Origin of the sequence: Imperialibacter sp., assembly GCF_040222385.1 — a bacterium.
GTDB lineage: Bacteria > Bacteroidota > Bacteroidia > Cytophagales > Cyclobacteriaceae > Imperialibacter.
Genome location: NZ_JAVKDF010000017.1, coordinates 456,233 through 482,234, shown reverse-complemented (window position 1 = coordinate 482,234; position 26,002 = coordinate 456,233). Strand labels below are relative to the sequence as shown.

The window sequence follows — 26,002 nt, the reverse complement described above, 5'->3', positions numbered from 1 at the left end:
TATCCACACCCGCTCGCTGCCTTTACAGCAAGAGGTTGATTACCAATACATTATAGAAATACACCAAATGGAAACCCCGTGGATAAGTCCGCCCGTTTTCCACAAATGTGGTTACTCCTCCTGGTTTTGACGGATGAGCTTGCTGCGGTAGGCGCTGAAAATGCTGGACTTCGAGACGAAGCCAATGTACTTTCCGTCATCGATCACAGGAAGATTCCAGGCCTGCGAAATTTCAAACTTGTTCATCACGCTTTGCATTTTTTCATTGGAAGAGACAAATGCCGGTGGCGCTGTCATCCAGGTTCTCACAATAATGCTTTTTCGGGCTTCTTCGTTGAACATGATCTCTCTCACATCGTCCAAAGTGATGATTCCCTCAAGCTCACCAAGATCATTTACCACAGGGAAAATATTGCGTCTCGACTTCCTGACTAACTTCACGAGGTCATCCAGCGTGGCATTTGGGTGAATGGTTAAAAGGTCAGTTTCCACTATTTTCTCAAGCAGTATCTGGCTAAGTACCAGCCTGTCCTTGTCGTTGGGTATCAGGTCGCCCTTCTCCACAAGGTGCTTGGTGTAAATGGAATACTTTTCGAAGTAGGAAATAGTGCTGTATGATATAGCGGAGACCAGCATCAATGGAACGAACAATGTATACCCGCTTGTGATTTCGGCGATAAGGAAGATGGCAGTAAGGGGCGCATGTAACACGCCGCTCATAACGCCGCACATGCCCACTAGTGTAAAATTGCTCAGGCTGAGGTTGGTAAATGGAAATACCTGCGTAATGGTGCGGGCGTAAAAGTAGCCAGTAACCCCACCCAGAAAGAGGGAAGGAGCGAAGATACCACCGCTGCCGCCAGCGCCAATAGTGGTGGCTGATGCAATTGGCTTGAGGAGCATGACCGCAAACAAGAAGATGATGATGATAAGCCCATTCTCTCTGAGGCCATAAAATAAGCTTCTCTGGAGCACTTCATCTTCATTTCCGTTGAGAAGCGACTTAATGGTTTCATAACCCTCACCATATATTGGAGGAAGAATCAGAATGATAAGCGCAAGGGCGGCACCACCCATAAGGGCCCTGTTAAAGTCATTGTTAATGCCGGACAACTTGCCCTCAACAAAATAGGTGAGTCGGGTAAAGTATAAGGAGACTAAACCGCATGCGACACCAAGCAAAATGTAGTAGGGGGTATCGGCCGCCGTAAAGGAGTCTTTTAACTGAAATGAGAAAAGAATGTCGTTTCCCAACAGCGTTTTTGACACGAGAGAGCCGGTTACCGAGGCAATCAAAATCGGAATGAACAACGAAATGGTAACATCGGCCAGGATTACCTCAATGGCGAATATAACACCAGCAACAGGCGAGTTGAATATAGCCGAGATGGCACCAGCTGTTCCGCAGCCTATTAAAAGCGTCCTCTTTTTGTAGTTGAGATGGACAAGCTGGGCAATATTGGAGCCGATGGCCGAGCCTGTGACCACTATAGGAGCCTCCAGCCCCACAGAACCACCAAAGCCAACAGTAATGGCACTGGTGATCATGCGGGAGTACATTTTCGACCTTTTGATGATACTCGAATTTTTGGATATCGAGTAGAGGACGTGGGTAATACCGTGGCCGAGCTTCTCTTTGAGGACGTATTTGGAAATGACCAGCGTGATAACAATTCCAATCAACGGATACACCAGATAAGAGAAATTGATATCATACAGATAAAAATTTCTCTCAAGCAGTCGTTGAATGAAATGAACGCTGCTCTTCAACACCACCGCAGCAATCCCTGCAATGGCCCCGACAATCCCCGCCAGGATCAGAATGAAGTTCTTGTCGCTGATGTTTCTGAGCCTCCAAATGAGAAATTTCAGAAGCACATCATTTCCTCTCATATCGTCAAATGTACTACAAAATATAAGAGATGTTGACCTTCGATATCACTTACTTCGCTTGTTCGGCCATCTGCTTGAAGTGAATGTCGTAGAAACGATAGTGAACATAAAACTTATTGCTCGACAAAATCTTCAGGATATAACTCCATAGGATTTCATAAGGAATCACTTCCAGGTCAACCTTGATCTCACAAGGGATTTTTGTCCTCTTCAGTTTCGAGAAGTATACCTTGCCTCTGTCTTTGATGGCATCGTGACTAAACTCATTTTCAGTTACCATAGAAATCAACCTGATGAAGATGCTGTTCCTGTAGTTTGTTCTCTTGTCCAAATGCTCAGAGTTGTATTTCTCAAGCTCTTGAAGCACTGCCTTGAGCTTGATTACTTCCGCATCCCTCAACAGATATAGGAATTGAATAACCAATGTGCCCACGGCGTAGTTATTCATGTCTTTGGAGTAGTCAGGCACTTTGTTAAGGAACTCCTCGAGGTCAAAGCCCCATTTGAGTAGCTTTTCGTCGTTGACGAAAACAAGGAAGGCTCTGTAGATCAGCCAGCGATTTTTGTCCACCTCGTCAAGATGCACGTAGTTCTTGTTGGTTCTGATGGCTCTGAATGCTTTTCCAGCGTCTTTGTACATCTCCCCCTTCATTAGCAGCAGGAAGTAGTACTCCATGAAATCAAACCACTCAGGGCTGCCGTTTTTGAAGAGGCTGAGCGCCTTGGTGGCATACGCCTTTCCGTTCTCAACATCCCCCGTGTTGTAGAAGCAATAGATTTTTATCAGAGAAATTTGATTTTTGCTCAAATCAACCTCCACCTCATGGTTGTGCTTGTTGAGGTACTTTTTCTCTATTTCGGTACAAATGGTGAGGTTCTCTTTGAACTTCCAGGTAAGCTGGTTGTACAGCAACTTTAGCTTGTACGACAGCACGTCAAGTCGATTGCTTTTAAGCTGCTTGGCAGCCTCTTCTATTTGCTTGATAGTCTTCGGAATAGCATCAATAACCCGCTGCTGGGCACTTACCGACTTATTGATGTTAACCAGCGTACTAAAGTAGAGCTCCTCGCACTGCCGGGTTATTTTGAGTGTGTTGGTAACCACATCAATTTCGGCCTGAGTTTCAAGGTAGGGCGTAAGCTTTCCCATGTGCGCATATTCGTTCCTCAGAATAATGAGCGCTTCGATTTTTATCTCGTGGAATTCAAACTCGGTAGTGGCCCTTACTAATTGAGGGATAAGCCGAATGCCAATTTCTGAAGATCCTTCCATGAAAAGAATCTTCGTTTGATGCAGCGTATGAAGACATTCGTAGGACATCTTGTTGTGCAACGTGTAGATGTCCTTGTCGTAGTCGAGAAAGTAAAGATGATTGAGAAGCCGCTGTTTTAACTTTGTCTTGGCGTTTCTGTAATTTCTGTTGCCAGGATCAGTGTCAAACATTTTGGTGGCTGCATCATCATCGTTGAGAAACTCTCCTGTTATAATCCCCTCATAAAGTTGATTGTCTTTTGAGATTTCCTTCTTTCGAAAATTCTGGTTAACGAGCTGTATGCTTCGCTGACCTTTCTTTTTTGCAATTTCAATGAGCTTAACTAGTTCTTCCATTATAATGTGCTAATACGTAAAGAGTACAATTTGTGAAAACAATAGAGTATACTGATTCAAGTGTCGAATTTTACCCCAAAGCAGCTAAATAGCCATAGGACAAACCCTTCTAGAGATTAAATTAAATAAATTATAACGGATTCAAGGGTTTTATGCTAAGAATTAATTTACAGGGGGTTTGGTAAATGGGAGAATGGATATCCCAACATGGTTTTCTGCCAACTATCGGATGACCTGAACACATGGAATAGAGAAACAGCATATTGGAAAAGTACAAAAAATAAATGTTAACAATTATTGTCAGAAATGTAACAGCAAAACTTGAGATAAGGCTATATTTGCCCCCCAAATAAATAGCACGGTGTTGACTGATAAATTTAAAATTAGATTTGAGTGCGTTAAGGCGCCAAAACCATTTGTTGGTTTAAACGGATATGAGCAGGGCTCGGTTTACCAGGGAAGAAAGTATAATGGAATGTACGAAATTTCCGTGAAATGGGGAAACGGCGAACAGACCAAACTTATTGAACGTAAACTCTTTAGTGAGTTTTTTCAGGAGATAGATGTCAATGAAGATAACAAGGATAAAAGAAACGTGCCTTTATGTGTCTGACCTTGAGGCTACCCGGAAGTTTTATCACGAATGCCTGAGCCTGCCGGTTATTGCCATGGTGCCTGGCCGCCATGTTTTTTTTGAGGTCGGCGACACAGTGTTGCTTTGTTTCGATGCGTCAGTTACACGGAATGAAAAGGTGCTGCCTCCACATTATGCGGAGGGCAAGCAACACATGGCATTTGAAGTGCCGGCGACGACCTACGACAGGTGGAAGGCAGAACTGCTAAAAAAGGGTATCGAAATAACGCATGAGCAAAAGTGGAAAGAAGGAATTCACTCTTTCTATTTTGAAGACCCCGACGGGCATGTGATAGAGATTGTGCCCCCGGGGCTTTGGTAGAGGCACTAGCTGCTCTGAAGCACGCCCAGGGCTTCTTCTACAAAATCGAACGTGGTAAGAACATCTGGCTTGCCATCAACAATGGCTACATCATGCTCGTAATGGGCCGAAGGCCTATTGTCGGCAGTAATAATTGTCCAGCCGTCTCTTAGCTGCTTTACCCTTCTTGTTCCCATGTTGATCATGGGTTCGATGGCTATTACGAGACCTTCTTTGATTTTTGGGCCACTGCCTCTTCTTCCGTAATTGGGCACTTCGGGAGACTCATGCATTTTCTTGCCGAGGCCATGCCCTACAAGCTCCCTTACCACGCCATAACCATTGGCTTCAGCATGCGCTTGAATAGCAAAACTAATGTCACCAATTCTGTTGGAGGAGGTGGCCTGCTCAATGCCCAACTTGAGACATTCTTTGGTCACTCTAAGAAGCTTTTTAATTTCGTCTGACACCTCTCCCACCATAAAGGTATAGGCCTGGTCTCCGTAGTAGCCATTTTTCAGCACTCCGCAGTCAATTGAGATGATATCGCCCTCTGCAAGCGGCTTGCCCGAGGGAATGCCATGCACAACCTGCTCGTTGAGCGACATGCACAAGGAGTTGGGGAAATCATATAATCCAAGAAACCCCGGAATAGCTCCATGATCTCTGATAAATTCTTCAGCAAGTTTGTCGAGATGCAGAGGCGTGACGCCCGGTTGTACTTCTTTTGCCAGCATACCCAGTGTGCGTGAAACCAGCTGGGCACTTATCCTCATTAGCTCAATTTCCTCTGCGGTCTTGTATTGAATCATATAAATCAGAATCTCTCAGTAATCAATATGGGGTCGGATATAGGCCCCACCTTTCAAAAAGACCACAAAGATAAGCTAAATAATCCTCAAAAGGTAGCTCAACTCGTTGTGCCAGGGCAAAACAAAAAAGGCGACCTTGTGGCCGCCTTTTCAGTTAAATAGAATTTTTTATATGATGCCTTCCAGCACATCTTTGATAGGCACTCTTTGTCCATCTTTGAAAGACACAATCCAGGCATCCTTCACGCCCATTTCTCTCAAATACTTTTTGAAAGCATCGGCTTCATAGTAGTCTTTGAAAACGCCCAGTGTGTACTTGTTCACGTCACCATCTGTTTCCGCACTGAAGTTCTCATTGTCTTGGGCAAACTTGGTGAGATCCTTGTTTTTGAAGGCGCCCACCTGCACTTTGAAGACAACACCAACATTGGCGTTGATACCGGCAGGCGTCGCAGGTGCAGCATTGGCATCCTGAAGTTGCTTTCTGGTTGCTGACAAGTCGGAGCGAAGAGAGCTGATGGTTTCCTGATACTCGCTAATCTGAGAATCTTTGTCGGCCAGTTTGCTGTCAAAGTCGGCTGTTTGATTCTTTAATGTACTTACCTGGCTCTTCAGCGACTGGTTTTCCTCTAATAGCGTTTTATATTGTTCTGGCTCCAGGGACTTAGTCCTTTTCTTCCATTCCTTTTTTTCTTTCTTCGACATCTGTGCCTGAGTAGGCAGGGCTACAGCAAGACCAAAGATAATTGGTAAAAATTTGAAGAGTTTTTTCATCTTAAATTGAAATTTTAATATAACTCGTTAGCAATGTACAAAAATATGTTTGATAATGTCAAATTTCAATTTGCACTATTTCAAGCTGCCAACCATATTTTTAGGCACTACCCACTCATCGAATTGTTCATTGGTAAGAAGTCCTAGCTCAATAGCGGCCTGCCGGAGGGTGGTTCCTTCCTTGTGCGCCTTCTTGGCGATTTTAGCTGCATTTTCATACCCAATATGCGTATTCAGCGCTGTTACGAGCATTAATGACTTTTCCAGCTTGTCTTTTATTTCGGGATGATTAGGCTCGATGCCAATGGCGCAATGGTCGTTGAAAGACTCGCAGGCGTCGCCTAAAAGGCGGGCTGATTGAAGAAAATTCGCAATCATAACCGGCTTGAATACATTCAGTTCAAAATGGCCGTTCATGCCTCCTACGGTAATGGCTGCGTCATTGCCAATGGCTTGAGCGCATACCATCGTCAGTGCTTCACACTGAGTAGGATTCACCTTGCCAGGCATGATAGACGAGCCGGGTTCGTTTTCAGGGATGAGGATTTCCCCGATACCACTGCGGGGGCCTGAGGAAAGCATCCGGATGTCGTTGGCAATTTTCATCAGACTCACGGCGAGCTGCTTCAGAGCGCCCGACGATTCAACGATGGCATCGTGAGCAGCCAGTGACTCAAACTTGTTTTCGGCTGTTACAAAAGGATGGCCTGATATAGCAGCGATTTTTTTCGCCACCAGCACGTCGTATCCTTTTGGGGTATTGAGGCCTGTGCCTACAGCAGTGCCCCCAAGTGCCAGCTCCGATAAATGAGGAAGGGTGTTTTTCAGTGCCTTGAGCGCATGATCTAGCTGCGACACATAACCAGAAAACTCCTGACCAAGCGTAAGCGGGGTAGCGTCCATAAAATGCGTCCGGCCAATTTTTACCACATCTTTAAAGGTGGCTGCCTTGGCAGCGAGTGTATCACGAAGCTTCTGAACTTTGGGAATCGTGACCTCAACCACCATTTTGTAGCCGGCAATGTGCATGGCGGTGGGGAAGGTGTCGTTGGACGACTGCGACTTATTGACGTCGTCGTTGGGGTGGATGATTTTCTTTTCGTCGAGCAGCTTGCCACCGTTAATAACGTGCGCCCTGTTGGCCACTACTTCATTCACATTCATGTTCGACTGGGTGCCTGAGCCGGTTTGCCAGATTACCAGCGGAAACTGATCATCTAATTTCCCTTCCAGCACCTCGTCACAAGCCCTGGAAATGAGGTCGAGCTTGTCTTTTGGCAATACGCCAAGTTCATTGTTGGCCTGAGCAGCCGCTTTTTTGAGTACGGCAAACGCCCTGATTATTTCAATAGGCATACGGGCACTGTCTCCGCCGATTTTGAAATTGTCTCTTGATCGTTGTGTCTGAGCGCCCCAATATTTTTCAGCAGGCACCTCCACCGGGCCCATTGTATCTTTCTCTATTCTTATACTCATTGTACTGTTAGTTAATTCTGCGGGCTAAATTAGTAAAAACCAAGCCGAATTGACACCTATTTTCTTATAGCTACGCTATTATATGAGGCAGGAGATACAAAGAGAATCGCTTTCAGGTTTTTACGCTTTGTGAATAGATTTTTGGCAAGAGTAAAATAACTTGCAACGTTCTCTCTCGGAATAGGGTCAACAGCATATAATGAGCAGGCAATGAAGAGTAAAATGAGGAACTGTTTTTTGGGAGCGTTTTTTTTAATCTCCTGTGTTTCGTGCTTTGAAAAGGGCCCTGATCCATCACTGGTGAGATTTTTTGACCAAAAAGGATTTGTTGAAAATATTGGGAGGAATTTGATCATTCCGTCTTACAAGGACCTGACTGAAAAGAGCATGGCCCTCGACACGGCCCTGGATCGCTTGATCAAACAGCCCAGCAAGAACAACTTGCTTATGGCAAGGCAAAGCCTCAAAGAAGCGTGGCTATCGTGGCAGTATTGCCTGCCGTTTGAGTTTGGCCCTTCAGAACTGCGTGACCTGGGTGCAGATATAAACTCATTTCCCGCTGATATTTCCCAAATTGAAGCTAACCTGGATAGCTCGAATATCGACTTAAATCTTCCGGAAAACAGCCATGCCAAGGGATTTCCTGCCCTTGACTACCTGCTCAATAATAAGTCCGTTACAGATGAAAAATTGCTTTCAACGATTGCAAGCAAAACGACTTTAAACGGCTATCTGCTTGGTGTTGCCGGTCAGATTTCGCTGGCATCAAATTTAGTTTATCGCTCCTGGGATCCGGCCATAGGGGGTGTTTACTACGTCTTTTTTGCTGACGACGACGCCCTGGGAGTGAAAGAAGGAAGTTCTGTTTCTGATCTCGTCAACGGTCTTGCTAAAAGCCTTGAGCTGACAGTGACCAAAGCCAAAGTAGGTATTCCAATGGGCGACTATAGCGGTGGCTTGGCTTCCCCTGAAGCAACAGAGGCCTACTACGGGGGCTATTCTCTTGAGCTGCTCAAAGCAAACATCGAGGCATATCGATTGATTTTTACCGGAACTTCGAGAAATGGAGTAGATGGATTGGGCTTTGATGAATACCTCAACATCAAAGGGGCTAAGCTTTCTGCCTCCGACCAGCCGCTGTCCGAGGCTGTGGCTTCAGGTCTTGGCTCTGTTTCTTCCACTCTACAGTCAATGACTGACCCACTCTCAAATCAAATAGAGAGCAACCTGCCGACTGTGCAACAACTCAACAATCAGTTGATCGGGTTGTCTTATCTGATCAAGAAAGAAATGGCTCCTGCGTTAAGAGTGGAGATTACTTACTGACCGCCATCCAAAGACAGCAGTTTTTCTGTATATTTTCCTATTTCTTTATTTGTATTAAATCTAAATAAAGATAATTTTGCCATTGTTTATAATTAATCTAAATAATTCAAAACAATGAGATTGCACGAAAGATTCAGGGTACTGTTGCTGCTGGGGTCATTTGGATTGCTGAGTGGATGCGGAAACGACGATGATGCGGAGGCACCAATCGCTGAGGTGCCGACAGCATATACATTTGAGCGGAACGGGCTCAGCACGGTAGATTATAGCGGGCAGACCGACAGGTTGAACATGGTGGCTGAGATAAAGGCATATATTACAAAAGGCGACAAGGGTGAGGCGGTTGAGGCAAGCCTACTGAATGATATGTTTGCTAACACAAATTCACCTTTCCTGTCAGCTGAGCTGAATGCGTCATCCAAGAAGCTGGAGGACAAAACATTTGTTTCGGAGGTGCAAAATATAAAAGAGCTTTTTGAAGCGACAGAAGTGGCAAGCGCCGATGTGGCAGCCAACGGCACAGTGGCCGGCGAGGGAATTGCTGGCAGACTGCAAAGAGGCACCACAGACAGCTATATTCTAGTAAATGAGCAGGGGTGGGAATTCACTCAGTTTGTAGAAAAGGGACTTATGGGCTCCACTTTTTATAACCAGATATTTAACGCTTACCTCACCGATGCCAAAGTGGGCGATGGTGTTGACAATGAGGCGCTGGTAGATGGGAAAAACTACACTGCTATGGAGCACCATTGGGACGAAGCCTTTGGTTATTTCGGCGTGCCCGTCGACTTTCCTGCAGGTGAACCTGTTCTGGAAGCCAGTGAAAGGAGATTTTGGGGCCATTACACCAACAATATGGATGCGCTGCTGGGCACTAACGCTTTGCTGATGAATGCCTACCTGAAGGGACGAACCGCTATTGTAAACAAAGATTATGTTACAAGGGATCAACAACGTGAAATTATTTATGCTGGCCATGAGCTGGTAACTGCCGCCGTTACAGTTCACTACATCAACCAAGCTATTGGAAATTTCAATGATGGAGACATCGGCAACGCCTTCCATCATCTTTCTGAAGCATACCAGTTTGTAAAGGCGATCCAGTACAGTCCAAAAAAGAAGCTAACACAGGCACAGATTAACGACATACTCACATCCAACTTGGGTGAAGGAGGGGATTTCTGGAAGGCCACAGTGGCAGGGCTGAACGAAGCCAGGAATACGCTGGTCACTACTTATCAAGAACTCGAACCTGTAAAGGATCAACTCTAAGTGAGATTGGGAGAATATAAAAAATGGGCGCCTGTTGTTCTGATGCTGGCTGGCATGATGGTTACATCCTGCGGAGAAGATGACAACGGCCCGAATGCCGGAGATAATTTTGACCAGAAAGGGTTCCTGGAGCATGTGGGAAACTCCTTAATAGTGCCTGCCTACCAGGAGTTGGAGCAGAAGAGCGGTATACTTCGTGACAAGATCTCGTCCTTCATCGCATCGCCTGAAAGCAGCACACTTGAGGAGGCTAAAACAGCATTGTTTGAAGCGAGAATAGCCTGGCAATATTGTAGCCCTTATCAATTTGGGCCCGCCGAGGAGAGTGGGCTGGTTTCAAACCTGAATATTTTTCCGGCAGATAGGTCAAAAATTGAGCGGAACATAGAAAACGGCAGCTACAACCTTGGCACTTTGGCTAATAACGATGCCAAGGGCTTTGCTGCCTTGGAGTATTTGCTTTATGGGAAGGACGTCACGTCTGGGGAAGTGATTCAGGGCTTTGCAGATCAACCACAACGGGCAACCTACCTACAGAACGTGGCTGAGCTGATTATTGCTACCGCCGCCGAAGTGTATACTGCCTGGTCACCTGACGGTGGTAATTACCTGGGGGAGTTTACCAGCGACGGTGCCCTGGGTGCCGATGCGGGCAGTTCACTGGGCAAGCTGGTGAATGCGCTCAATTTGAGCTTTGAGAGAAATACGAGAGATGCCAAGATTGGCATTCCGGCTGGTATTAGGTCGCTGGGTATTACCATTCCCGAAGCAACTGAAGCATATTATGCCGGCTATTCGCTGGAGCTGGCCCTCGCAAATGTGGACGCTTACAAAAAGTTGTTCCTGGGGCAAACAAGAGAGGGCGTGAAAGGGCTGGGTTTCGACGATTACCTGAAGGCAAGAAAGGCGGCGACAACCTCGGGATCGGAGCTGCCACTCGACGAAGCCATCAATGCGCAGTTTGATGCGGTGCTTGGGTTCATAGATCAGATTGAAAACCCGCTGGATGAGCAGATTAGAACGGATAACAGTCGTGTGCAGCAGGTTTTTGCACAAATGCAGCAGCTAGCCGTACTTCTCAAGACAGACATGGCGTCGGCCCTTGGCGTGGTGATTTCCTATCAGGACAACGATGGAGACTGACATATGAAACCCTGGGTTGGGCATATTTTTTCAGGCAAAGTACCGATAGCCCCCTTGGTGGTTTTCCGAATAGTGTTTGGTGGCATGATGGCCATCAGCACCATAAGGTTTATGCTAAAAGGGTGGGTGGCCGAATTGTATATCCAACCCAGGGTCTTTTTTCCCTTTTATGGTTTTGAGTGGGTAAAACCACTTTCGGGTATTGGCATGTACCTCGTCTTCGGACTTGTACTTGTTTCTTCCCTGATGGTGATGGTGGGCTGGCGCTACCGGTTGGCAGCGGCGCTTTTTTTTCTGTCGTTTACTTACATAGAGCTGATCGACAAAACCAACTACCTGAATCACTACTACTTTGTCAGCCTTGTCAGCTTTCTCATGATTTTTATGCCGGCGGGTCGGCGCTTCTCTGTTGATGCCTGGCTCAAGCCCTCATCAGCAAAGCAATATATTCCGGCATGGTCTGTTAACCTGCTGAAATTCCAGCTGGCAGTAGTATATGTGTTTGCAGGCATTGCCAAACTCAACGGTGACTGGCTTTTGCGGGCCATGCCATTGAAGATATGGCTGCCTGCCAAATCTCACCTTCCGCTCATTGGCCCCTTGCTTGGTAAAGAATGGGTGGCCTATGCCATGAGCTGGGGCGGTGCGGCTTACGATCTTTTCATTGTTTTTTTTCTGCTTAACTCACGCACCCGGCCTGTTGCCTATTTTTTTGTGATCTTTTTTCATGCCCTTACGGCCCTGCTGTTTCCGGCCATTGGCATGTTTCCGTTTATTATGATTCTGAGCACGCTGATCTTCTTTCCACCTGCATTTCATGAAAACCTGCTGAACAAGATTTCCCGGATATTCCGCATAAAATGGCCCTCCGAAGGAAGTGAAAGACAGGACAATTACCGTTTGGCGCCAGTTTACAAGTGGCTTATGGTAACCTTTGTTTGCTGGCAACTTCTTATGCCCTGGAGGTATTTGTTGTACCCTGCACCGCTCTTTTGGAGAGAAGAGGGCTATCGCTTTAGCTGGCGGGTGATGCTGATGGAAAAGGCGGGGTATGTCTCCTTTCACGTTAATGACCCCGCCACTGGTCGCATGGGTCAGATAGCCAACCACGACTACCTGACCCCGCAGCAGGAAAAAATGGTGGCCACTCAGCCGGATATGATCCTGCAATTTGCCCATTTCCTGGCCGGTGAGCTGAAGAACCAGGGCCTGACCGACCCCGAAATCCGGGCTGAGTCGTGGGTGACACTCAACGGACGACGCAGCCGTCCATTTATTGACCCAACTGTTAACCTGGTGCATCAACAAGAATCGTTTCTTCCAAAAACCTGGATACTTCCCGCCGAATGAAAAATAGCCTCATCATTTTGTTGATAGCATTGCTCCCGACGGCAAGCGTTGTGGCGCAACAGACCGTGCAAGGCCGGATAGAGGACATAGCAGGTTCGTCGCTGCCTGGTGTCAGGGTTTTTGTGGAGGGTTCACCACTTTTTACCCTTTCCGACATCAATGGGTATTTTTCGTTGTCAGGGGTGCCATCGGGAACCCGGGAGCTGACTGCCTACCTCTATGGCTATGAAACGCTGAGGTACAGATTAAAAGAACCGGTGGTGTCGCCCATTTTGCTGCGGCTGAATGAGCTCGAGAAGGAACTGAATGAGTTGGTGATTGATGGATCGTCAGAGGAAATGTTCAGTATGAAGACGCTGAGGGGTGTAGAAGGGACCAGCATCTACGAAGCCAAGAAAACAGAGATTATCCAGCTGGGAGAGATAGTGGCAAATAAAGCGGCTAACAATGCCCGGCAAATATTTAGCCGGATCCCCGGGGCAAATGTGTGGGAAAGCGATTGTGCCGGGTTGCAAATAGGGGTAGCCACGAGGGGCCTTAGCCCAAACCGGAACTCGAATTTTAATACCCGACAGAATGGATACGACATAGCGGCAGATGCGCTCGGCTACCCCGAAAGCTACTATTCGCCAGCTATTCAGGCTGTGGATCGTATAGAGATTGTGAGAGGCGCAGCGTCGCTGCAATATGGAACCCAATTCGGTGGACTGGTCAATTTCGTGATGAAAAAGGGGCCAACAGATCGCAAGCTTGCCGTCGAAACGGAACAGACATACAACAGCCTGGGCTTTTACAACAGCTTTTTGTCGGCTGGCGGGCAGGTTGGCAAGCTCAATTACTATGCCTATAACCGAACCGCCTCGGGTCAATGCTGGCGCTGCAATTCTGATTTCAATTCTACTACTACCTACGGAAGGATGACCTACCAGCTGTCGGCCAGCACCTCGCTGGAAGTGGACTACACGCATTTGTACTACCTTGCCCAACAGCCGGGTGGTCTCACCGACAATGAATTTTATTCCGACCCGAGACAATCGAAGAGAGAGCGCAACTGGTTCAAGGTGAACTGGAACCTCATGTCTGCACAGCTCAATCATTCATTTACGTCGACCCTGCGGCTCAACTCCAGGTTTTTCGGACTTGTGGCAGGCAGGGAGGCTCTGGGTAACCTGGGCCGGATCGACCGACCAGATGACGAGACCCAAAACAGGGACTTTTTAAGCGATGCTTTTCGAAATTTCGGCAACGAAACCCGCCTGATCTGGAATTATAAAGTAGGCAGACAGTACTCGGCGCTACTCGTGGGGGGAAGAATATACAATGGATTTACCGTACGGCAGCAGGGTTGGGGGCCGTCGGGAAAAGAAGCAGATTTCACCTACCTGAACCCCGAGCAACTGGAGGGATCGGATTTTGACCTGCCCAGCTTCAACACCGCTGCATTTGCAGAAAATATTTTTACCCTCACGGATAAATTCAGCGTCACACCGGGCTTGCGGCTCGAACACATCAGGACAGGTGCAAACGGCTATTACAGGGACACAAGAACAGATCTTGCAGGCAATGTGATTTATGATTCGACCGTGTATGAAGATAAGACCAACGAAAGAACTTTCCTCTTTGGCGGGATTGGCCTGAGCCTTAAGCCTTCGCCACAACTTGAGCTTTATGGCAACTTTTCTCAAAACTACCGGGCAATTAACTTCAATGATATCAGGGTCAATAATCCCTCGCTCTCGGTCGACGAAAACCTGACGGATGAAACGGGGTACAACGTAGATATCGGAGCCAGAGGGGTGTGGGGGCAGCTGATGAGCTACGACATAAGTGGCTTCTACCTGGGCTACAATAATAGAATTGGTACGGTGCTGCGCACAGAACCTGACCCACGTTTCAATAACCTGATCAACAGAACCTTTCGGTACCGGACCAATATTGCAGATGCTGGTATTGTCGGGCTTGAGTCACTGGTTGAGTTGAATATTCATAAGCTGGTAGCTCCCGCCCAGGACAAATGGCAGCTTGCTTTCTTTAATAACCTGGCGATTATCCGCTCGGAGTATCTGCAAAGTGGAGAGCCAGGTATTGAAGGCAATCAGGTGGAGCTGGTTCCCAGAGTGAGCTACCGCACGGGGCTTACCTACAGAGGCGGGCCCCTGCAGTTGTCGGTGCAGTACACCTACCTTTCCCAGCAGTTTTCCGACGCTTCCAATGCCGACAGTACCCCCCCTGTGCCCACGGCGGTCGAAGGCATCATCCCAGCCTACTTTGTCGCCGATTTTTCAGCCAGATATGCCCTCAGCAAAATCTACTTTGAATCAGGAATAAATAACCTGACTAACAATATGTACTTTACCCGCAGAGCCGCCGGGTATCCGGGTCCCGGGATTATCCCCTCCGATGGTCGCAGTTTTTACTTTTCTGTGGGCATTAAGCTTTGAGCATTTTGCTCACCACGTCCCAAATAACTACGCCGAGGCTAACCGTGATATTGAGCGAGTGTTTGGTGCCAAATTGAGGAATTTCAATAGCTGCATCCGCCAAAGCCACTGCCTCGTCTGACACGCCGAACACCTCGTGCCCGAAAACGAAGGCATATTTTTCGTCAGTGGCTGGTTGGAAGTCGTGCAGAAAGATTTTTTCGTCAGTTTGCTCAACCACAAAAACTTTATATTTCTCTTTTTTCAGCGATTGGATAGCTTCGGTTGTTGTTGGGAAATACTTCCATTCAACGGTATCAGTCGACCCCAGGGCCGTCTTGTGAATCTCTCTGTGAGGGGGTGTTGCCGTAATGCCACAAAGCAGTATTTTTTCGACTGCGAAAGCATCTCCCGTTCTGAAAGCAGCACCTACATTGTGCATGCTTCTAACGTTGTCGAGCACCACAGCTATCGGAAATTTTTTAGTAGTTTTGAAGTCATCTACTGACAGCCGATTGAGTTCGTCGTTACTGATTTTTCTCATGAAGAAATATTTTTTCAGGGAAAAGATGTCCCCGGCGTATCGGCAAAAGTAAACTTTTTCAGGAAAGAGCGCATGGCCAAAAAAGCGAGTACAAATGAGGTAGCGGAAACTCCGCTGATGAAGCAATACAATGCCATCAAAGCGAAATACCCCGGTGCACTTTTACTTTTCAGAGTAGGCGATTTCTACGAGACCTTTCGTGAAGACGCCGTAACAGCCAGCCAAATTCTCGACATTGTGCTTACCAAACGGGCCAATGGCTCGGCCTCTCATATTGAGCTCGCCGGGTTCCCTCACCATTCCCTCGATAACTATTTGCCCAAGCTGGTAAGAGCAGGACACAGAGTGGCCATTTGCGACCAGCTGGAAGACCCGAAAATGGTGAAGGGCATCGTGAAGCGGGGCGTGACTGAGCTGGTAACGCCCGGACTTTCCTTTAACGACAATGTGCTTGACAGACGCAGCAATAACTTTCTGGCTTCACTGTACTTTGATAAAGAGAAAGCGGGAGTAGCGTTTCTCGACCTGTCGACTGGTGAGTTTATGGCCTCTGAGGGCACGCACCTGCAGGTGGAGAAACTGATGCAGGGATTCGACCCCTCTGAGGTGATTTACCCCAAAAACCAAAAAGCGGTTTTCAAGGAAAAGTACAGAGACTATAATACCACCTTTGCGCTCGACGAATGGGTGTATGGGCCTGACTATTCTTTCGAGAAGCTCACCAAACACTTTAAAACCAAAAACCTGAAAGGCTTTGGTATCGATGGCCTGGCGCTGGCTGTTTCCGCTGCGGGAGCAGTGCTGCAATATCTGGAGGACACCGAGCACAGAGAAGTCAGTCATATTTCCTCTATCAGTAGGATTGAAGATGAGAAGTTTGTGTGGCTCGATAAGTTCACCATTCGCAACCTGGAGCTGATCAACCCACAGCAGCCCGATGGTGTGGCGCTGTTTCATGTAATGGATCAAACGCTGACGCCCATGGGAGCCAGGCTTTTGCGAAAGTGGCTCGTGCTGCCATTGAAAGACAAGAGCGAAATAGAGGCAAGGCTACAGGTGGTGGAGGAGTTGTATGAAAACGAGGAACTACAGCAGAAGACGAGAGACATACTGAAGAACATCGGAGACCTGGAAAGGCTGATTTCCAAAGTGGCCGTTGGCCGGGTGAACCCACGGGAGTTTATGCAGCTCAAGAGAGCGCTGAATCATATTGCACCGCTAAAGGAACTGCTGCTGGAGTCGGAATCGCCTTCACTCAAAAGGTTGGGCGACGTGCTTAACCCCTGCGAACTTCTGCTTGAAAAAATAGAAAAGGAGTTAAAAGACGAGCCGCCACTTTCCATCACTCAGGGGCACGTGATAAAGGAAGGTGTGCACGAGGAACTGGACGAGCTGCGAAACATAGCCTTTCACGGAAAGGATGTGTTGCTTAAAATACAGCAGCGGGAGATTGAAAACACCGGAATCAGCTCCCTGAAAATTGCCTTTAATAAGGTGTTTGGTTACTACCTGGAGGTGACACATGCGCATAAAGACAAGGTACCTACCGAATGGATTCGGAAGCAGACGCTGGTAAATGCTGAGCGGTACATCACACCAGAGCTCAAAGAATACGAGGACAAAATCCTGACGGCCGAGGAAAAAATGTCGGTGATAGAGCAGCGGCTGTACCTGGAGCTGGTGCAGTTTGCCTGCGATTATGTGGAGGCCATTCAGCAGAATGCACGGGTGCTTGCCCGCATCGACTGCCTGGCTTCGTTCGCCACCATTTCAAAAAAGAACCGCTACGCCAAACCGGTCATCAGCGACGACCGGATCATCGACATCAAAGAGGGCCGACACCCGGTGATTGAGAGCCAGCTACCTGTCGGCGAAATCTACGTGCCGAACGACGTGTACCTTGACGACCAGTCGCAGCAGGTGATGGTGATTACCGGGCCGAACATGGCTGGTAAGTCGGCCCTGCTCAGGCAAACAGCGCTGGTGGTGCTCATGGCGCAAATGGGCTGCTTTGTGCCGGCAACTTACGCTCATGTCGGCCTCGTCGACAAAGTCTTTACAAGGGTGGGTGCTTCTGACAACCTGAGCCGGGGCGAATCGACCTTTATGGTGGAGATGACTGAAACAGCCAGCATTCTGAACAACCTGAGTGGTGACAGCCTGATACTGATGGACGAAATTGGCCGGGGCACCAGTACTTACGACGGTATTTCCATTGCCTGGTCGATAGTGGAGTATTTGCACAACCACCCCAAGTTCAAGGCCAAAACGCTGTTTGCCACGCACTACCACGAGCTCAACCAGCTAGCCAATGACCTGCCCAGGGTGAAGAACTTCAATGTGTCCGTTAAAGAGCTGGACAACCGGGTGATCTTTCTGAGGAAGCTACAGGAGGGCGGTAGCCACCACAGCTTTGGTATCCATGTGGCGCAAATGGCCGGCATGCCCAACAACGTGGTGATCCGCTCCAACGAGATCATGCACAACCTGGAGAAAGACAAGATCAGAGACGAAACGGCCGACATATTGGAGTCGATGCCGAAGTCCAATTTTCAACTTGCCTTGTTTGAAGCCGACCCTAAGTTTGAGAAAGTACGGGAGCTGCTTGGCAAGATCGACATCAACACCATTTCGCCGGTGGAGGCTTTGCTGAAATTGAATGAGGTGATTACGACGCTGAAGGGGAAGTGAGAGTTTTTAGATTCCCTAAAACCAAAACGCCGAACTTTGCAGCTCGGCGTCAAGTACCAGAAGCGGGGATCGAACCCACACGACTTTTATTTCCTGCGTAGCTGCCAGCACTAGGCGTGCCGAATAACTACCTTCTCAAACCATAATGCCAGGGCTTCTGCTGCCAGGCTCCCGTCAGCCAGTTGCATAATCACCAGCACAACATCGGCTTCTGACGCATTGATGTAAAACCCGTTCAAAAGAAGAAAAGCGACAGCTGTAATAAAGCCTGTCCATTTGTTGCCATCCACTAGCAGCCGAACACTTAATGCGCTAGCTGGTATTCTTCGGAGCCAGGGGATTTAGACCCAACAGGGATATGTACCTCGCCCTTAACCAGCTCCAGGGAGTAGCCGTAAGCCTCTGCAATTTTTAAAAAGGTAGTCAGCTTTATATCGTTTGTTTTGCCCGATCTCAGGTTTTGAATAGCATTAGGGTGCAGGCCTGCTTCCCTGGCCAGACTGCGTACAGATTTTTCATCGCCCTCAGACATGCTCAGTAGAAGTTCCTGCAGGGCAAATTCCCGATACTCCCGATCAAAGGCTTGCTTGAATTCAGGGCTCTGCATTTCCCGCTCATAGGTACTCATTGGCTCATTTTTCTTTTTCATAGTAGGTGCCTTCCTTGACTCGTGTTTTGTAAGAGTTCATGCATCTTAATGCTCTGTCCTTTTCGCCCGGCGGTAACTTTTGCTGCTTCTTCCAGAAGGCATTCGTAACAATGATTTTCCTGCCCTCCACAAAGAAACTCAAAAACCGGTGTGGCTGCGGCTTAAAAGCATAGACCTTATCGCCCTCGAACCGGAACTTTGTTTTGTCCCTGATTGCTCCAATTTCGCCCATCATTCGAAACAGCTTCAAAACATTCTGGCGATCATCCGCTGCCAGCTTCAAATAGTAATCCAATGCCTGACTTTCGCCTTTTGGGGAATAGTACCATTCAATCTGAAATTCCAGTCCCTTATAGGCGATGTATTCTTTTTCGGGCATCTATACCGTAACATTGTAATGTTACAAAAGTAAACATCATTTTTGATGAAAAAGTATGATTCGCTGGAAAAATTGATGTTTACCGTGATCAACTCTCCGGTGGGAGTGGTTATTGAAAGACTGAATGATCTAAGAGAGAGCAACCTAGAAGCTGATTTTATTGAACCAGTTTTGCTTTTTTATTTAGCCATACGCTAAACATTCAACCTAAGGGATCAAGATTTGGAGACAAAAAAAAACGCCGAACTTTGCAGCTCGGCGTCAAGTACCAGGAGCGGGGATCGAACCCGCACGACCTTTAAGGGTCACAGGATTTTAAGTCCTGCGTGTCTACCAGTTCCACCATCCCGGCGTAAACAAAAAAGTGTGAGCGTTATGTTGACACTCACACTCTTTAGACTTGGAGCGAAAGACGGGATTCGAACCCGCGACCCCGACCTTGGCAAGGTCGTGCTCTACCAACTGAGCTACTTTCGCTTTTAACCCGGCTCCTTTCGGAAACGGATTGCAAAAATAATGAGCGGGAATGATTCTGCAATATTCTGAGTGAAATTTTTCACACATTTTATTCAGCTACTATCAGGCGACTTTTAAAATATTGCCTACTGATCCTGTAACCGCTTGACTTCCAATGCCATTAACACACTGCCAATTAACAGAATGGCTGCTGCCACCACCAGTGTTTCAAAATAGGGAAATTGAAAAGAAAGCCCCAACAAAGAAAAAGAGGGTAGCGCTACAAGTACTAGCTCGGTGATGGCAAAACCACTAAAGAAGACCAATATTCCGGTTTTTGACATGGCAGTGAGGCGCATCCAGCCCCCTAAAATGTAGAAACCCAGCAGCATAAAGCTAACCACGCCAATAAAAATTAAATGGATGAAGGCAATGATGATCCCATTGTTTGCCATCACCCAGCTATCGATGCCGGGAACGCTGCCTGCCAGTTGCAGAAAGTATTTCACGGTTAGTAGTGTAATGCCGAACTGAAGGCACTGCCTGGCCCAGGACAATAGTAAATTTTGCTTCATGTGCTTCCAAACAAACCTTAGCAAAAGCAGGACGCCGACTATTTGTAAGACGCCCGTAGCTATCGCCAGCACATATTTCCACTGGCCCATGTCAGTCCACAAGGCACTCATCACATAAGCTGGCCCAACAGAGTACAGTAAGGTGTATTTCAGCCATTTCCTCTCAGTGTCAGCGAGGCTCCAGCCGCTTCTTTCCAGCAGCCTGAAGAGAATGGCCAGGCAGGCGAGCACAAACCAGCCATTGAACTGGAAATGCATGAAAAAGTAGATGGATAGCGAATACAAAGGGCTGTCTTTTAGCCCCATGGCCGAAAGTGGGCCCAGCATCAGTGGCCCGATACCGGAAATGAGTTGATAAATGAGGGCCCAGTGTAAGAAGGTGGCCGCTAAAGTGCTGTCGTCTTTGATGAGTTTGAATATTGATACGGCAATGGCGATGGTCACTGCCATGTGCAGCGTGCTGAAGGCAATTGCCACGGGGCCATAGCCTTCAAAAGGGAAGCTGAAAAGCATGCCTACCACGCCAATTTGCAGGGCGATAAAGTAGCCCCGGAAGAGCTTGCCATTATTTTCTTTGCCCACAAAATGTAGGAGAATGAGAAGGAACAGTGCATTGTATACCCACCCCATGAAGGCAGTGTGGGAGTGGGCATGCACAAAATACCTATAGGTGATGGGCAGCGGACTTACCATTTGCCAGCGAAGTAGCAGCCCCAGGGCAGAGAGGATCACAAGATACAACAAAGGCAAACGGGCCCGCTTGCCAGGATCAAACCGACTCATGATTAGAACGATGTTTGCTGAGCAATGTAATGCTAATAAGGCTCAGTATAAAACCCAATATGCTGATGCCGTTGAGGAGGCCGCTCCACTTTTTTAGTGAAATGATGTGCAAAATGTCGGCAGCGAAGACCCGTAGCAACAATGAGACAGACAGAAGAATGAGCCAGGTAAAAAGAACAGGATGAAAAGGAGGCTTGCTGAGACCTGCAAGGTAGGAGGCCTTGGCTAAAGCGTGAATGAACACCATGGAAAAAAGGAAGCCAACAAAGAACGAATGCGTAGTGGCGTCGTAGCCGTAAATGTGCTCTTTCCACAGCATAATGCCAATGCCTGACGTGAGTAGCCAAAACCAGCCTAGTATGATGGCGGTGAAAGAATACTTTTTGTAGCTCCACTCAATGCCCTGATCGGTTTGCACCTCTATGTAAATCATGCCAAGCGCTATGGCCACCAGGCCGCCGCCTGTGAGGTAGTAGCCACCCAGATGAAATGGAACGATCAGGCTGACAAGAAAAACGACCAGCCCCACCTTTATCAGGCTCCCCATGAGGACGTTTTTGGCGGGATTTTCTGAGAGCCGGGTTGCTAAAATAAAGCAAAGTACAAAGCCCATCCAGAAGGGGACAATGGCCGGCATAAGCGGATTGAACAACAGGCGAATGTTGCCGCCGACAAAACACATGGCACCGCAGAACTGGACAAAAGTGACCCATGTGGGGCTGGACGACAGGAGGAGAATAGCCTGCAGTAAAACCAGCAGAGCTGAGGCGGCAATCAGAAAGTAGGGAGCCACCTGTTGGAAACCTGCGATCCAGGCTATGATGGCTGCACCTGAGAGCGCTGGAATGAACCACCATTTACCATTGCCTGAAAGTATGCTTCTTTCTACTCCAATTAAGGTTCCCACAAAACCACCCACCATGAGTGGCCCGTGTAGTGTGGCCAGGTCAACAGGAGGCAGGTCGAAGCCAATTCTGATCAGGCCAGCCCAAATTCCCGACAGCAGGCCGACAAGCGCCAACGCAAAGAAGGGGAGCTTTGATTTCATGTTAAAAATCTTTGCGGGCAGCCACCCTCAGAAAGCTAAGCAGGGGGCCTACCACCCAAAGAACCAACGCTGAGATGGACACAAACATCCCTAAAGAGGTTCCAAAGAATTTGTTAAATACTGCGCCAGTGTACCCCATCAGCGCTGCCATATCCAATTTCAGCAGCAGGGATGTGCGTGACAGATCGATAGGATTGAGCACGGTAGCGATCAGGGAGAATTTTTCCAGTGGGTAGTCTTCAAAAAAGAGCAGAAAGATGATAAACAGACCGTCGTACAAAACAGCCAGGAACAACCAGGTAAGGATGGCTATGGCAAATCCTTTCATGCGGTTGGTTTGCCTGAGGGCAATGAGAAAGGCGATGGCTGTAAATATGGCTGTGAGCAGCGTGCCGATGCCAAGCAGGTAGATCAAATCAAGCCAGAGCCTGACCTCAAAGTGGCCCAGAAAGATGGCTGGAATTAGTATACCAAGCAGGAAGCTGGCGGCGAGCGACGTGAAGAGGCCCAGGTATTGTCCCAGGAAAATCGAGCGCCGCCTCACAGGTTGGGCCAGTAGTAGCTCTGTAAACTCTGAGGAGTTGTAGAAGTACACAATGCCGTAAAGCGTGCTGATGAGTGGGATAAGCACCACCACAATATTGAGCAAGCTCGTGATGGCTGCTGCCACCTGCCCGCTCAAATGCAGAAGACCGGCAGTAGCAATCATGAAAAACAGGAAATAGAAATAGGTCCACCGGCTGCGGAGGAGGTCAAAAAAGCTGTATTTGAATATTTTCCACATGGCGTTTTTGTTAGGCGTTGACGGACGTTTTGTCCTTCCGTTGAATGAGAAAATGAGCGATGGCTTCTTCCAGTGTGTTCTTTTCAGTAAGTGAAAATAGTTCGCTCAGGCTTCCCTGGAAGTATACCTTGCCATCTAGCAGGAACACGATTTCGTCGGCCAGTTCCTCCACGAGTGGCATGATATGCGTGGTGACCACGATGCACTTTCCTGCCTTGCGCATGTCCTGGATCAGCCTCTTCAGTTCGAGCAAGGCCACGGGGTCGAGCCCGGCGGTGGGCTCGTCCATCAGCACGATGGGCGCATCGAACATGAGGGCCAGTACCAGGTTCACTTTTTGCCGGGTGCCACCACTGAGCGTCCCGAGCTTTTTGTCGAGAAACGGCTGAAGAGAAAGCCGGTCGACCAACGGATCCTCGTTTGCTGGCTCCTGCCGCACTTCTTTGATCATCTGTAGCAGCTCCTGCACTGTGAGGTTGGAGGGAAACTGTGCAATTTGTGGCACATAGCTCAAGTGTTTCCTGTAGTTCCATGCATGGCGGGTAGGTTCACCTCTTACCTCGATAGTTCCTTTATCAGGTAGGGTCATGCCCAGAATGCTTTTCATCAGGGTGGTTTTTCCGGAGCCATTGGGCCCTAAAACAGCCGTTACCTTTCCGGGAAGAATTTCCAGTTGGATGTCCTTCAGCACTTCCAGTTTGCCAAAGGACTTATGAAGATGTTGAATATTGATCATGGGGATGAGGTTTCATAAGTGGCTGATCGTCGAACAGGTCTTGCGGCGTGAACACCGGCGTTACTTTTTCAGTGAAGTTCATCAGATCAACAAAAAGACTTCGAAGAAGCACAATGGCTTGTGGCACCTTTTCTACTACAAAAGAGAAAAGCTTCACAGGCCGGTAGGGCACATCGCCCAGGCCGTTTTTGTCGAGGTCGTAACCAGTATACTCCGACCAGTAGTTTCTTGTGTATTGGTTGTACTGTCTCGTGGCGTTGGTGCCTACGTCAAAGGTATTGTCTATAAAGTTGTTCTCGGTAATAATGTTGTCTCTGCAGCTCCCGAGTATTCGTAGCGCATATCCGTTCTCAGTAAAATCGTTTTGGCTGATGGTCATTCTATCTGAGCTTTCTCCATAAATGCCGATGGTGTTGCCCTGAAAAAGGTTGTTGCTGATTATCCCGTCTTTTATTTCCTTGAGCAGTATGCCATAAGAAGCACTACCCCAGTTGTCGATAAACCTGTTTCGCTTCATCACAATCTGAGAGGAAAACATAACCGCTACTCCGGCACCGTTGGACTGAAAGGTGTTTTCGAGGTAGTCGTTGTAGTTGGAGAACATAAAGTGGAGGCCATATCGCAGATTGTCCTGGCTCACATTGCGCACTATGCGGATGCTGTCGGAAAACTCCAGATAGATACCATCCCTGTGGTGGCGGGCTTCGTTGCTGCTTACCTCTACATTTTTGCAATACCAAAGGTGGATGGCATTGCCTGAGCTGGCTTCAACCACTGCCTGCCCGATGATGGAGTTTCCGGCGACTCTTCCGTCCCGGCTCTTTTGCAGGTAAATACCAAAGAAGGTGTTTTCAAGTTTGTTGTCCTGAATGTTGAAGTGCCGGGCTTCTTCCACATGAATGGCCGCCAGGTCTCTCACGTAGTTGGTGGCCACGTTTCGGATATGCAAGCCGATGATACTGACGGAATCCGCCCTGATAATGATCGCATCATTTTTAAGGCCGGCATCAAGAATAGGGTAGCCCACACCCAACAGCGTGCATGGCTTGTCTATGATCACCTCGTTTTCAAAGTACACACCAGGAAACACCTTTATTACGTCTCCCGATGCTGCTATGGCCAGCGCCTGCTTGATGGAAGCGTATTTTTTCCCCACCTCCAGGGTGTCGGGCGCTGCACCCAAAGCCTGAAAGGTGGCGATAACTAAAAATGGGATGATGAAACGAATAGGAAACCTCATGGGAGCTGAGCGGTAAGGCCAGGCAAATTGTCTATGCCTGATTGAAGTGTCTCCCAAGTATATATTTCTCCATCGTAACCGTCAACAATGGGCTCAATTTTGGATTCGGCGCTCAATGCTGTAATGTACATGCCCATGGGGCTCGGCAGCTTGGCACTTCTGATATATATACATTTGGCGGCATCGACAAGTGTGCCCGGCTGGTCGTAAGGCACCACCATTTCAAAAGCTATTTTGTCAGTGTCGATGTTATTTTCATCTTCGTACTGCACCAGGCACTCCACGGCATCAAAGGTGTAGATTTTGCCGGTGCTGGAAACCAGCTCAGCTCCGTATTGCGGCTGCACGATCTTCATTTTGCAATGATGACAATGGTCGCTGCCCAGAGCAAGGGGGCGTGGAGTTATCGAGCAGGACGAAAGACCAAAAACGGTTGTAAGAGCGATCATTGCCAAGGCCTTTTCAAGCACTGCTGTTTTGCTAGCTTTCTTCTTCTCCAGCCAAAATGCCAGCAGAGCAAGTGCTATGCCCGCTGCCAGGAAGTACCCGCCAGTTGCTGGCCACGAATCGGCTTTGAAATTGAGTAGCATTTTAGAGCCAATTACAGGAGGTTGGTAAGCCATGCCTGGCACTTTAATGGGTGCTTTGGGGTCGAGGTTGTGGCCGTAGTCATATTCCCAGAGGTAGAAGTCGTAAACACCGAGGCCTCCAAGGAGAATCATTATCATGGCCCACGTGAGGTAGAGCGATTTCTTTTTTACCAGGAAGAACAGTAGGCCCAAAAGCGACATGCCACCTACTACCCAGGGGAAGTATTTTAGCTCGGGGATAGAGTCGGGTACGATAAATTGCATGCCCACGTAGTGATTGAGAATATTGATATTTTGCAGCGTGCTGGGCGAATCACCAGTTATCTGATTGATCCAGATGTACATGGAAATACCTCCAGGGTATTGAGCCGCTTCCAGGGTGATTTTCCAGAGAGGAAAAGCAAACAATGCAAGAGGCAAAAGTATGGCCAGCAAGAAAAGGTAATTGAATTTAGCTTTCATAATCGAAAGGGGTTAACCCTCGCAGTCGCTCTTCCCCTGAATCAGGAAGAGCGAC

At 48.0% G+C, this 26,002-nt stretch carries 23 protein-coding genes and 2 tRNA genes; 8 read left to right on the top strand and 17 right to left on the bottom strand.

Annotated features, from left to right (window positions below):
* Positions 1 to 111: 111 nt before the first annotated feature.
* Both RIG68_RS05800 and RIG68_RS05795 read right to left on the bottom strand, forming a co-directional pair.
* Entirely contained in the window at positions 112 to 1,893 is a 1,782-nt protein-coding gene (locus tag RIG68_RS05800; RefSeq protein ID WP_350119731.1) for a chloride channel protein, read from the bottom strand.
* Positions 1,894 to 1,942: 49 nt separating this feature from the next.
* Complete coding sequence (locus tag RIG68_RS05795) at positions 1,943 to 3,502, bottom strand: hypothetical protein (RefSeq protein ID WP_152001595.1); 1,560 nt, start codon at positions 3,500 to 3,502, stop codon at positions 1,943 to 1,945.
* 569 nt (positions 3,503 to 4,071) lie between these two features.
* On the opposite strand from RIG68_RS05795, the gene RIG68_RS05790 reads away from it, so the two are divergent.
* Positions 4,072 to 4,458 carry a VOC family protein gene (locus tag RIG68_RS05790; protein WP_350119728.1) on the top strand — a complete coding sequence of 129 codons (387 nt, stop codon included), beginning with the start codon at positions 4,072 to 4,074 and terminating at the stop codon, positions 4,456 to 4,458.
* A 5-nt stretch (positions 4,459 to 4,463) separates the two neighbouring features.
* Here the strand turns inward: RIG68_RS05790 and map are convergent, their stop codons facing one another.
* From map to fumC, 3 genes are all read right to left on the bottom strand, one after another.
* Positions 4,464 to 5,249, bottom strand: a complete 786-nt coding sequence (map, locus tag RIG68_RS05785; RefSeq protein WP_350119725.1) for a type I methionyl aminopeptidase — start codon at positions 5,247 to 5,249, stop codon at positions 4,464 to 4,466.
* Positions 5,250 to 5,417: 168 nt separating this feature from the next.
* Complete coding sequence (locus tag RIG68_RS05780) at positions 5,418 to 6,023, bottom strand: Ezrin/radixin/moesin family protein (protein ID WP_350119722.1); 606 nt, start codon at positions 6,021 to 6,023, stop codon at positions 5,418 to 5,420.
* A gap of 75 nt (positions 6,024 to 6,098) precedes the next feature.
* On the bottom strand, positions 6,099 to 7,499 hold the full coding sequence (gene fumC / locus RIG68_RS05775) for a class II fumarate hydratase (protein ID WP_350119719.1): 1,401 nt from the start codon (positions 7,497 to 7,499) through the stop codon (positions 6,099 to 6,101).
* Positions 7,500 to 7,799: 300 nt separating this feature from the next.
* On the opposite strand from fumC, the gene RIG68_RS05770 reads away from it, so the two are divergent.
* From RIG68_RS05770 to RIG68_RS05750, 5 genes are all read left to right on the top strand, one after another.
* A complete protein-coding gene (locus tag RIG68_RS05770) occupies positions 7,800 to 8,825 on the top strand; it encodes an imelysin family protein (RefSeq protein ID WP_350119716.1) in 1,026 nt (341 codons plus the stop codon).
* A 114-nt stretch (positions 8,826 to 8,939) separates the two neighbouring features.
* Positions 8,940 to 10,097 carry a DUF4856 domain-containing protein gene (locus RIG68_RS05765; RefSeq protein ID WP_350119713.1) on the top strand — a complete coding sequence of 386 codons (1,158 nt, stop codon included), beginning with the start codon at positions 8,940 to 8,942 and terminating at the stop codon, positions 10,095 to 10,097.
* 6 nt (positions 10,098 to 10,103) lie between these two features.
* Positions 10,104 to 11,240, top strand: a complete 1,137-nt coding sequence (locus RIG68_RS05760; RefSeq protein WP_350119710.1) for an imelysin family protein — start codon at positions 10,104 to 10,106, stop codon at positions 11,238 to 11,240.
* Between the two features lie 3 nt (positions 11,241 to 11,243).
* Entirely contained in the window at positions 11,244 to 12,590 is a 1,347-nt protein-coding gene (locus RIG68_RS05755) for an HTTM domain-containing protein (RefSeq protein ID WP_350119707.1), read from the top strand.
* Entirely contained in the window at positions 12,587 to 15,031 is a 2,445-nt protein-coding gene (locus RIG68_RS05750) for a TonB-dependent receptor domain-containing protein (RefSeq protein ID WP_350119704.1), read from the top strand. The genes RIG68_RS05755 and RIG68_RS05750 overlap by 4 nt, the downstream gene beginning before the upstream one ends.
* Here the strand turns inward: RIG68_RS05750 and RIG68_RS05745 are convergent.
* A complete protein-coding gene (locus tag RIG68_RS05745) occupies positions 15,021 to 15,554 on the bottom strand; it encodes an RNA methyltransferase (protein ID WP_350119701.1) in 534 nt (177 codons plus the stop codon). The two genes, RIG68_RS05750 and RIG68_RS05745, sit on opposite strands and share 11 nt — an antisense overlap.
* Before the next feature lie 72 nt (positions 15,555 to 15,626).
* Here RIG68_RS05745 and mutS point away from each other — a divergent pair, with 72 nt between their 5' ends.
* Positions 15,627 to 18,245, top strand: a complete 2,619-nt coding sequence (gene mutS, locus RIG68_RS05740) for a DNA mismatch repair protein MutS (protein ID WP_350119698.1) — start codon at positions 15,627 to 15,629, stop codon at positions 18,243 to 18,245.
* 110 nt (positions 18,246 to 18,355) lie between these two features.
* On the opposite strand, the gene RIG68_RS05735 is transcribed toward mutS, so the two are convergent.
* Genes RIG68_RS05735 through RIG68_RS05725 form a run of 3 tightly spaced genes read right to left on the bottom strand, consistent with a single transcriptional unit; the run spans position 18,356 to position 19,273 of the window.
* Positions 18,356 to 18,535 (bottom strand): hypothetical protein, encoded by a 180-nt coding sequence (locus RIG68_RS05735; RefSeq protein WP_350119695.1) that lies wholly within the window; start codon positions 18,533 to 18,535, stop codon positions 18,356 to 18,358.
* A gap of 14 nt (positions 18,536 to 18,549) precedes the next feature.
* Complete coding sequence (locus RIG68_RS05730) at positions 18,550 to 18,894, bottom strand: helix-turn-helix domain-containing protein (protein WP_350119692.1); 345 nt, start codon at positions 18,892 to 18,894, stop codon at positions 18,550 to 18,552.
* The gene (locus tag RIG68_RS05725) at positions 18,878 to 19,273 is read right to left on the bottom strand and encodes a type II toxin-antitoxin system RelE/ParE family toxin (protein WP_350119690.1); all 396 of its coding nucleotides are present in this window, start codon (positions 19,271 to 19,273) and stop codon (positions 18,878 to 18,880) included. Before RIG68_RS05725 ends, RIG68_RS05730 begins: the two co-directional genes overlap by 17 nt.
* A gap of 45 nt (positions 19,274 to 19,318) precedes the next feature.
* Between RIG68_RS05725 and RIG68_RS05720 the strand changes: the two genes are divergently transcribed.
* The gene (locus RIG68_RS05720) at positions 19,319 to 19,471 is read left to right on the top strand and encodes a hypothetical protein (RefSeq protein WP_350119687.1); all 153 of its coding nucleotides are present in this window, start codon (positions 19,319 to 19,321) and stop codon (positions 19,469 to 19,471) included.
* Between the two features lie 68 nt (positions 19,472 to 19,539).
* On the opposite strand, the gene RIG68_RS05715 is transcribed toward RIG68_RS05720, so the two are convergent.
* The 8 genes from RIG68_RS05715 to RIG68_RS05680 form a co-directional block, all read right to left on the bottom strand.
* Positions 19,540 to 19,625: transfer RNA gene (locus RIG68_RS05715), tRNA-Leu, on the bottom strand.
* A 49-nt stretch (positions 19,626 to 19,674) separates the two neighbouring features.
* Positions 19,675 to 19,750 (bottom strand) — tRNA-Gly (locus tag RIG68_RS05710).
* Between the two features lie 125 nt (positions 19,751 to 19,875).
* Positions 19,876 to 21,087, bottom strand: coding sequence for a hypothetical protein (locus RIG68_RS05705; protein ID WP_350119684.1), 1,212 nt, complete (start codon positions 21,085 to 21,087; stop codon positions 19,876 to 19,878).
* Positions 21,074 to 22,135: a DUF8744 domain-containing protein gene (locus RIG68_RS05700; protein WP_350119682.1), complete on the bottom strand. Its 1,062-nt coding sequence runs from the start codon at positions 22,133 to 22,135 to the stop codon at positions 21,074 to 21,076. The genes RIG68_RS05705 and RIG68_RS05700 overlap by 14 nt, the downstream gene beginning before the upstream one ends.
* Before the next feature lies 1 nt (position 22,136).
* Positions 22,137 to 22,919: an ABC transporter permease gene (locus tag RIG68_RS05695; RefSeq protein WP_350119679.1), complete on the bottom strand. Its 783-nt coding sequence runs from the start codon at positions 22,917 to 22,919 to the stop codon at positions 22,137 to 22,139.
* Between the two features lie 10 nt (positions 22,920 to 22,929).
* Entirely contained in the window at positions 22,930 to 23,655 is a 726-nt protein-coding gene (locus RIG68_RS05690; RefSeq protein ID WP_350119676.1) for an ABC transporter ATP-binding protein, read from the bottom strand.
* The gene (locus tag RIG68_RS05685; RefSeq protein WP_350119673.1) at positions 23,630 to 24,895 is read right to left on the bottom strand and encodes a nitrous oxide reductase family maturation protein NosD; all 1,266 of its coding nucleotides are present in this window, start codon (positions 24,893 to 24,895) and stop codon (positions 23,630 to 23,632) included. Before RIG68_RS05685 ends, RIG68_RS05690 begins: the two co-directional genes overlap by 26 nt.
* Entirely contained in the window at positions 24,892 to 25,947 is a 1,056-nt protein-coding gene (locus RIG68_RS05680) for a nitrous oxide reductase accessory protein NosL (protein WP_350119670.1), read from the bottom strand. Before RIG68_RS05680 ends, RIG68_RS05685 begins: the two co-directional genes overlap by 4 nt.
* Positions 25,948 to 26,002: the final 55 nt, after the last annotated feature.

Excerpts from the sequence above, each read along its gene's own strand:
- RIG68_RS05800 (WP_350119731.1), bottom strand. The coding sequence starts at position 1,893 with ATGAGAGGAAATGATGTGCTTCTGAAATTTCTCATTTGGAGGCTCAGA.
- RIG68_RS05795 (WP_152001595.1), bottom strand. The coding sequence starts at position 3,502 with ATGGAAGAACTAGTTAAGCTCATTGAAATTGCAAAAAAGAAAGGTCAG.
- RIG68_RS05790 (WP_350119728.1), top strand. The coding sequence starts at position 4,072 with ATGAAGATAACAAGGATAAAAGAAACGTGCCTTTATGTGTCTGACCTT.
- map (WP_350119725.1), bottom strand. The coding sequence starts at position 5,249 with ATGATTCAATACAAGACCGCAGAGGAAATTGAGCTAATGAGGATAAGT.
- RIG68_RS05780 (WP_350119722.1), bottom strand. The coding sequence starts at position 6,023 with ATGAAAAAACTCTTCAAATTTTTACCAATTATCTTTGGTCTTGCTGTA.
- fumC (WP_350119719.1), bottom strand. The coding sequence starts at position 7,499 with ATGAGTATAAGAATAGAGAAAGATACAATGGGCCCGGTGGAGGTGCCT.
- RIG68_RS05765 (WP_350119713.1), top strand. The coding sequence starts at position 8,940 with ATGAGATTGCACGAAAGATTCAGGGTACTGTTGCTGCTGGGGTCATTT.
- RIG68_RS05755 (WP_350119707.1), top strand. The coding sequence starts at position 11,244 with ATGAAACCCTGGGTTGGGCATATTTTTTCAGGCAAAGTACCGATAGCC.
- RIG68_RS05750 (WP_350119704.1), top strand. The coding sequence starts at position 12,587 with ATGAAAAATAGCCTCATCATTTTGTTGATAGCATTGCTCCCGACGGCA.
- RIG68_RS05745 (WP_350119701.1), bottom strand. The coding sequence starts at position 15,554 with ATGAGAAAAATCAGTAACGACGAACTCAATCGGCTGTCAGTAGATGAC.
- mutS (WP_350119698.1), top strand. The coding sequence starts at position 15,627 with ATGGCCAAAAAAGCGAGTACAAATGAGGTAGCGGAAACTCCGCTGATG.
- RIG68_RS05730 (WP_350119692.1), bottom strand. The coding sequence starts at position 18,894 with ATGAAAAAGAAAAATGAGCCAATGAGTACCTATGAGCGGGAAATGCAG.
- RIG68_RS05725 (WP_350119690.1), bottom strand. The coding sequence starts at position 19,273 with ATGCCCGAAAAAGAATACATCGCCTATAAGGGACTGGAATTTCAGATT.
- RIG68_RS05720 (WP_350119687.1), top strand. The coding sequence starts at position 19,319 with ATGAAAAAGTATGATTCGCTGGAAAAATTGATGTTTACCGTGATCAAC.
- RIG68_RS05705 (WP_350119684.1), bottom strand. The coding sequence starts at position 21,087 with ATGAGTCGGTTTGATCCTGGCAAGCGGGCCCGTTTGCCTTTGTTGTAT.
- RIG68_RS05700 (WP_350119682.1), bottom strand. The coding sequence starts at position 22,135 with ATGAAATCAAAGCTCCCCTTCTTTGCGTTGGCGCTTGTCGGCCTGCTG.
- RIG68_RS05695 (WP_350119679.1), bottom strand. The coding sequence starts at position 22,919 with ATGTGGAAAATATTCAAATACAGCTTTTTTGACCTCCTCCGCAGCCGG.
- RIG68_RS05690 (WP_350119676.1), bottom strand. The coding sequence starts at position 23,655 with ATGATCAATATTCAACATCTTCATAAGTCCTTTGGCAAACTGGAAGTG.
- RIG68_RS05685 (WP_350119673.1), bottom strand. The coding sequence starts at position 24,895 with ATGAGGTTTCCTATTCGTTTCATCATCCCATTTTTAGTTATCGCCACC.
- RIG68_RS05680 (WP_350119670.1), bottom strand. The coding sequence starts at position 25,947 with ATGAAAGCTAAATTCAATTACCTTTTCTTGCTGGCCATACTTTTGCCT.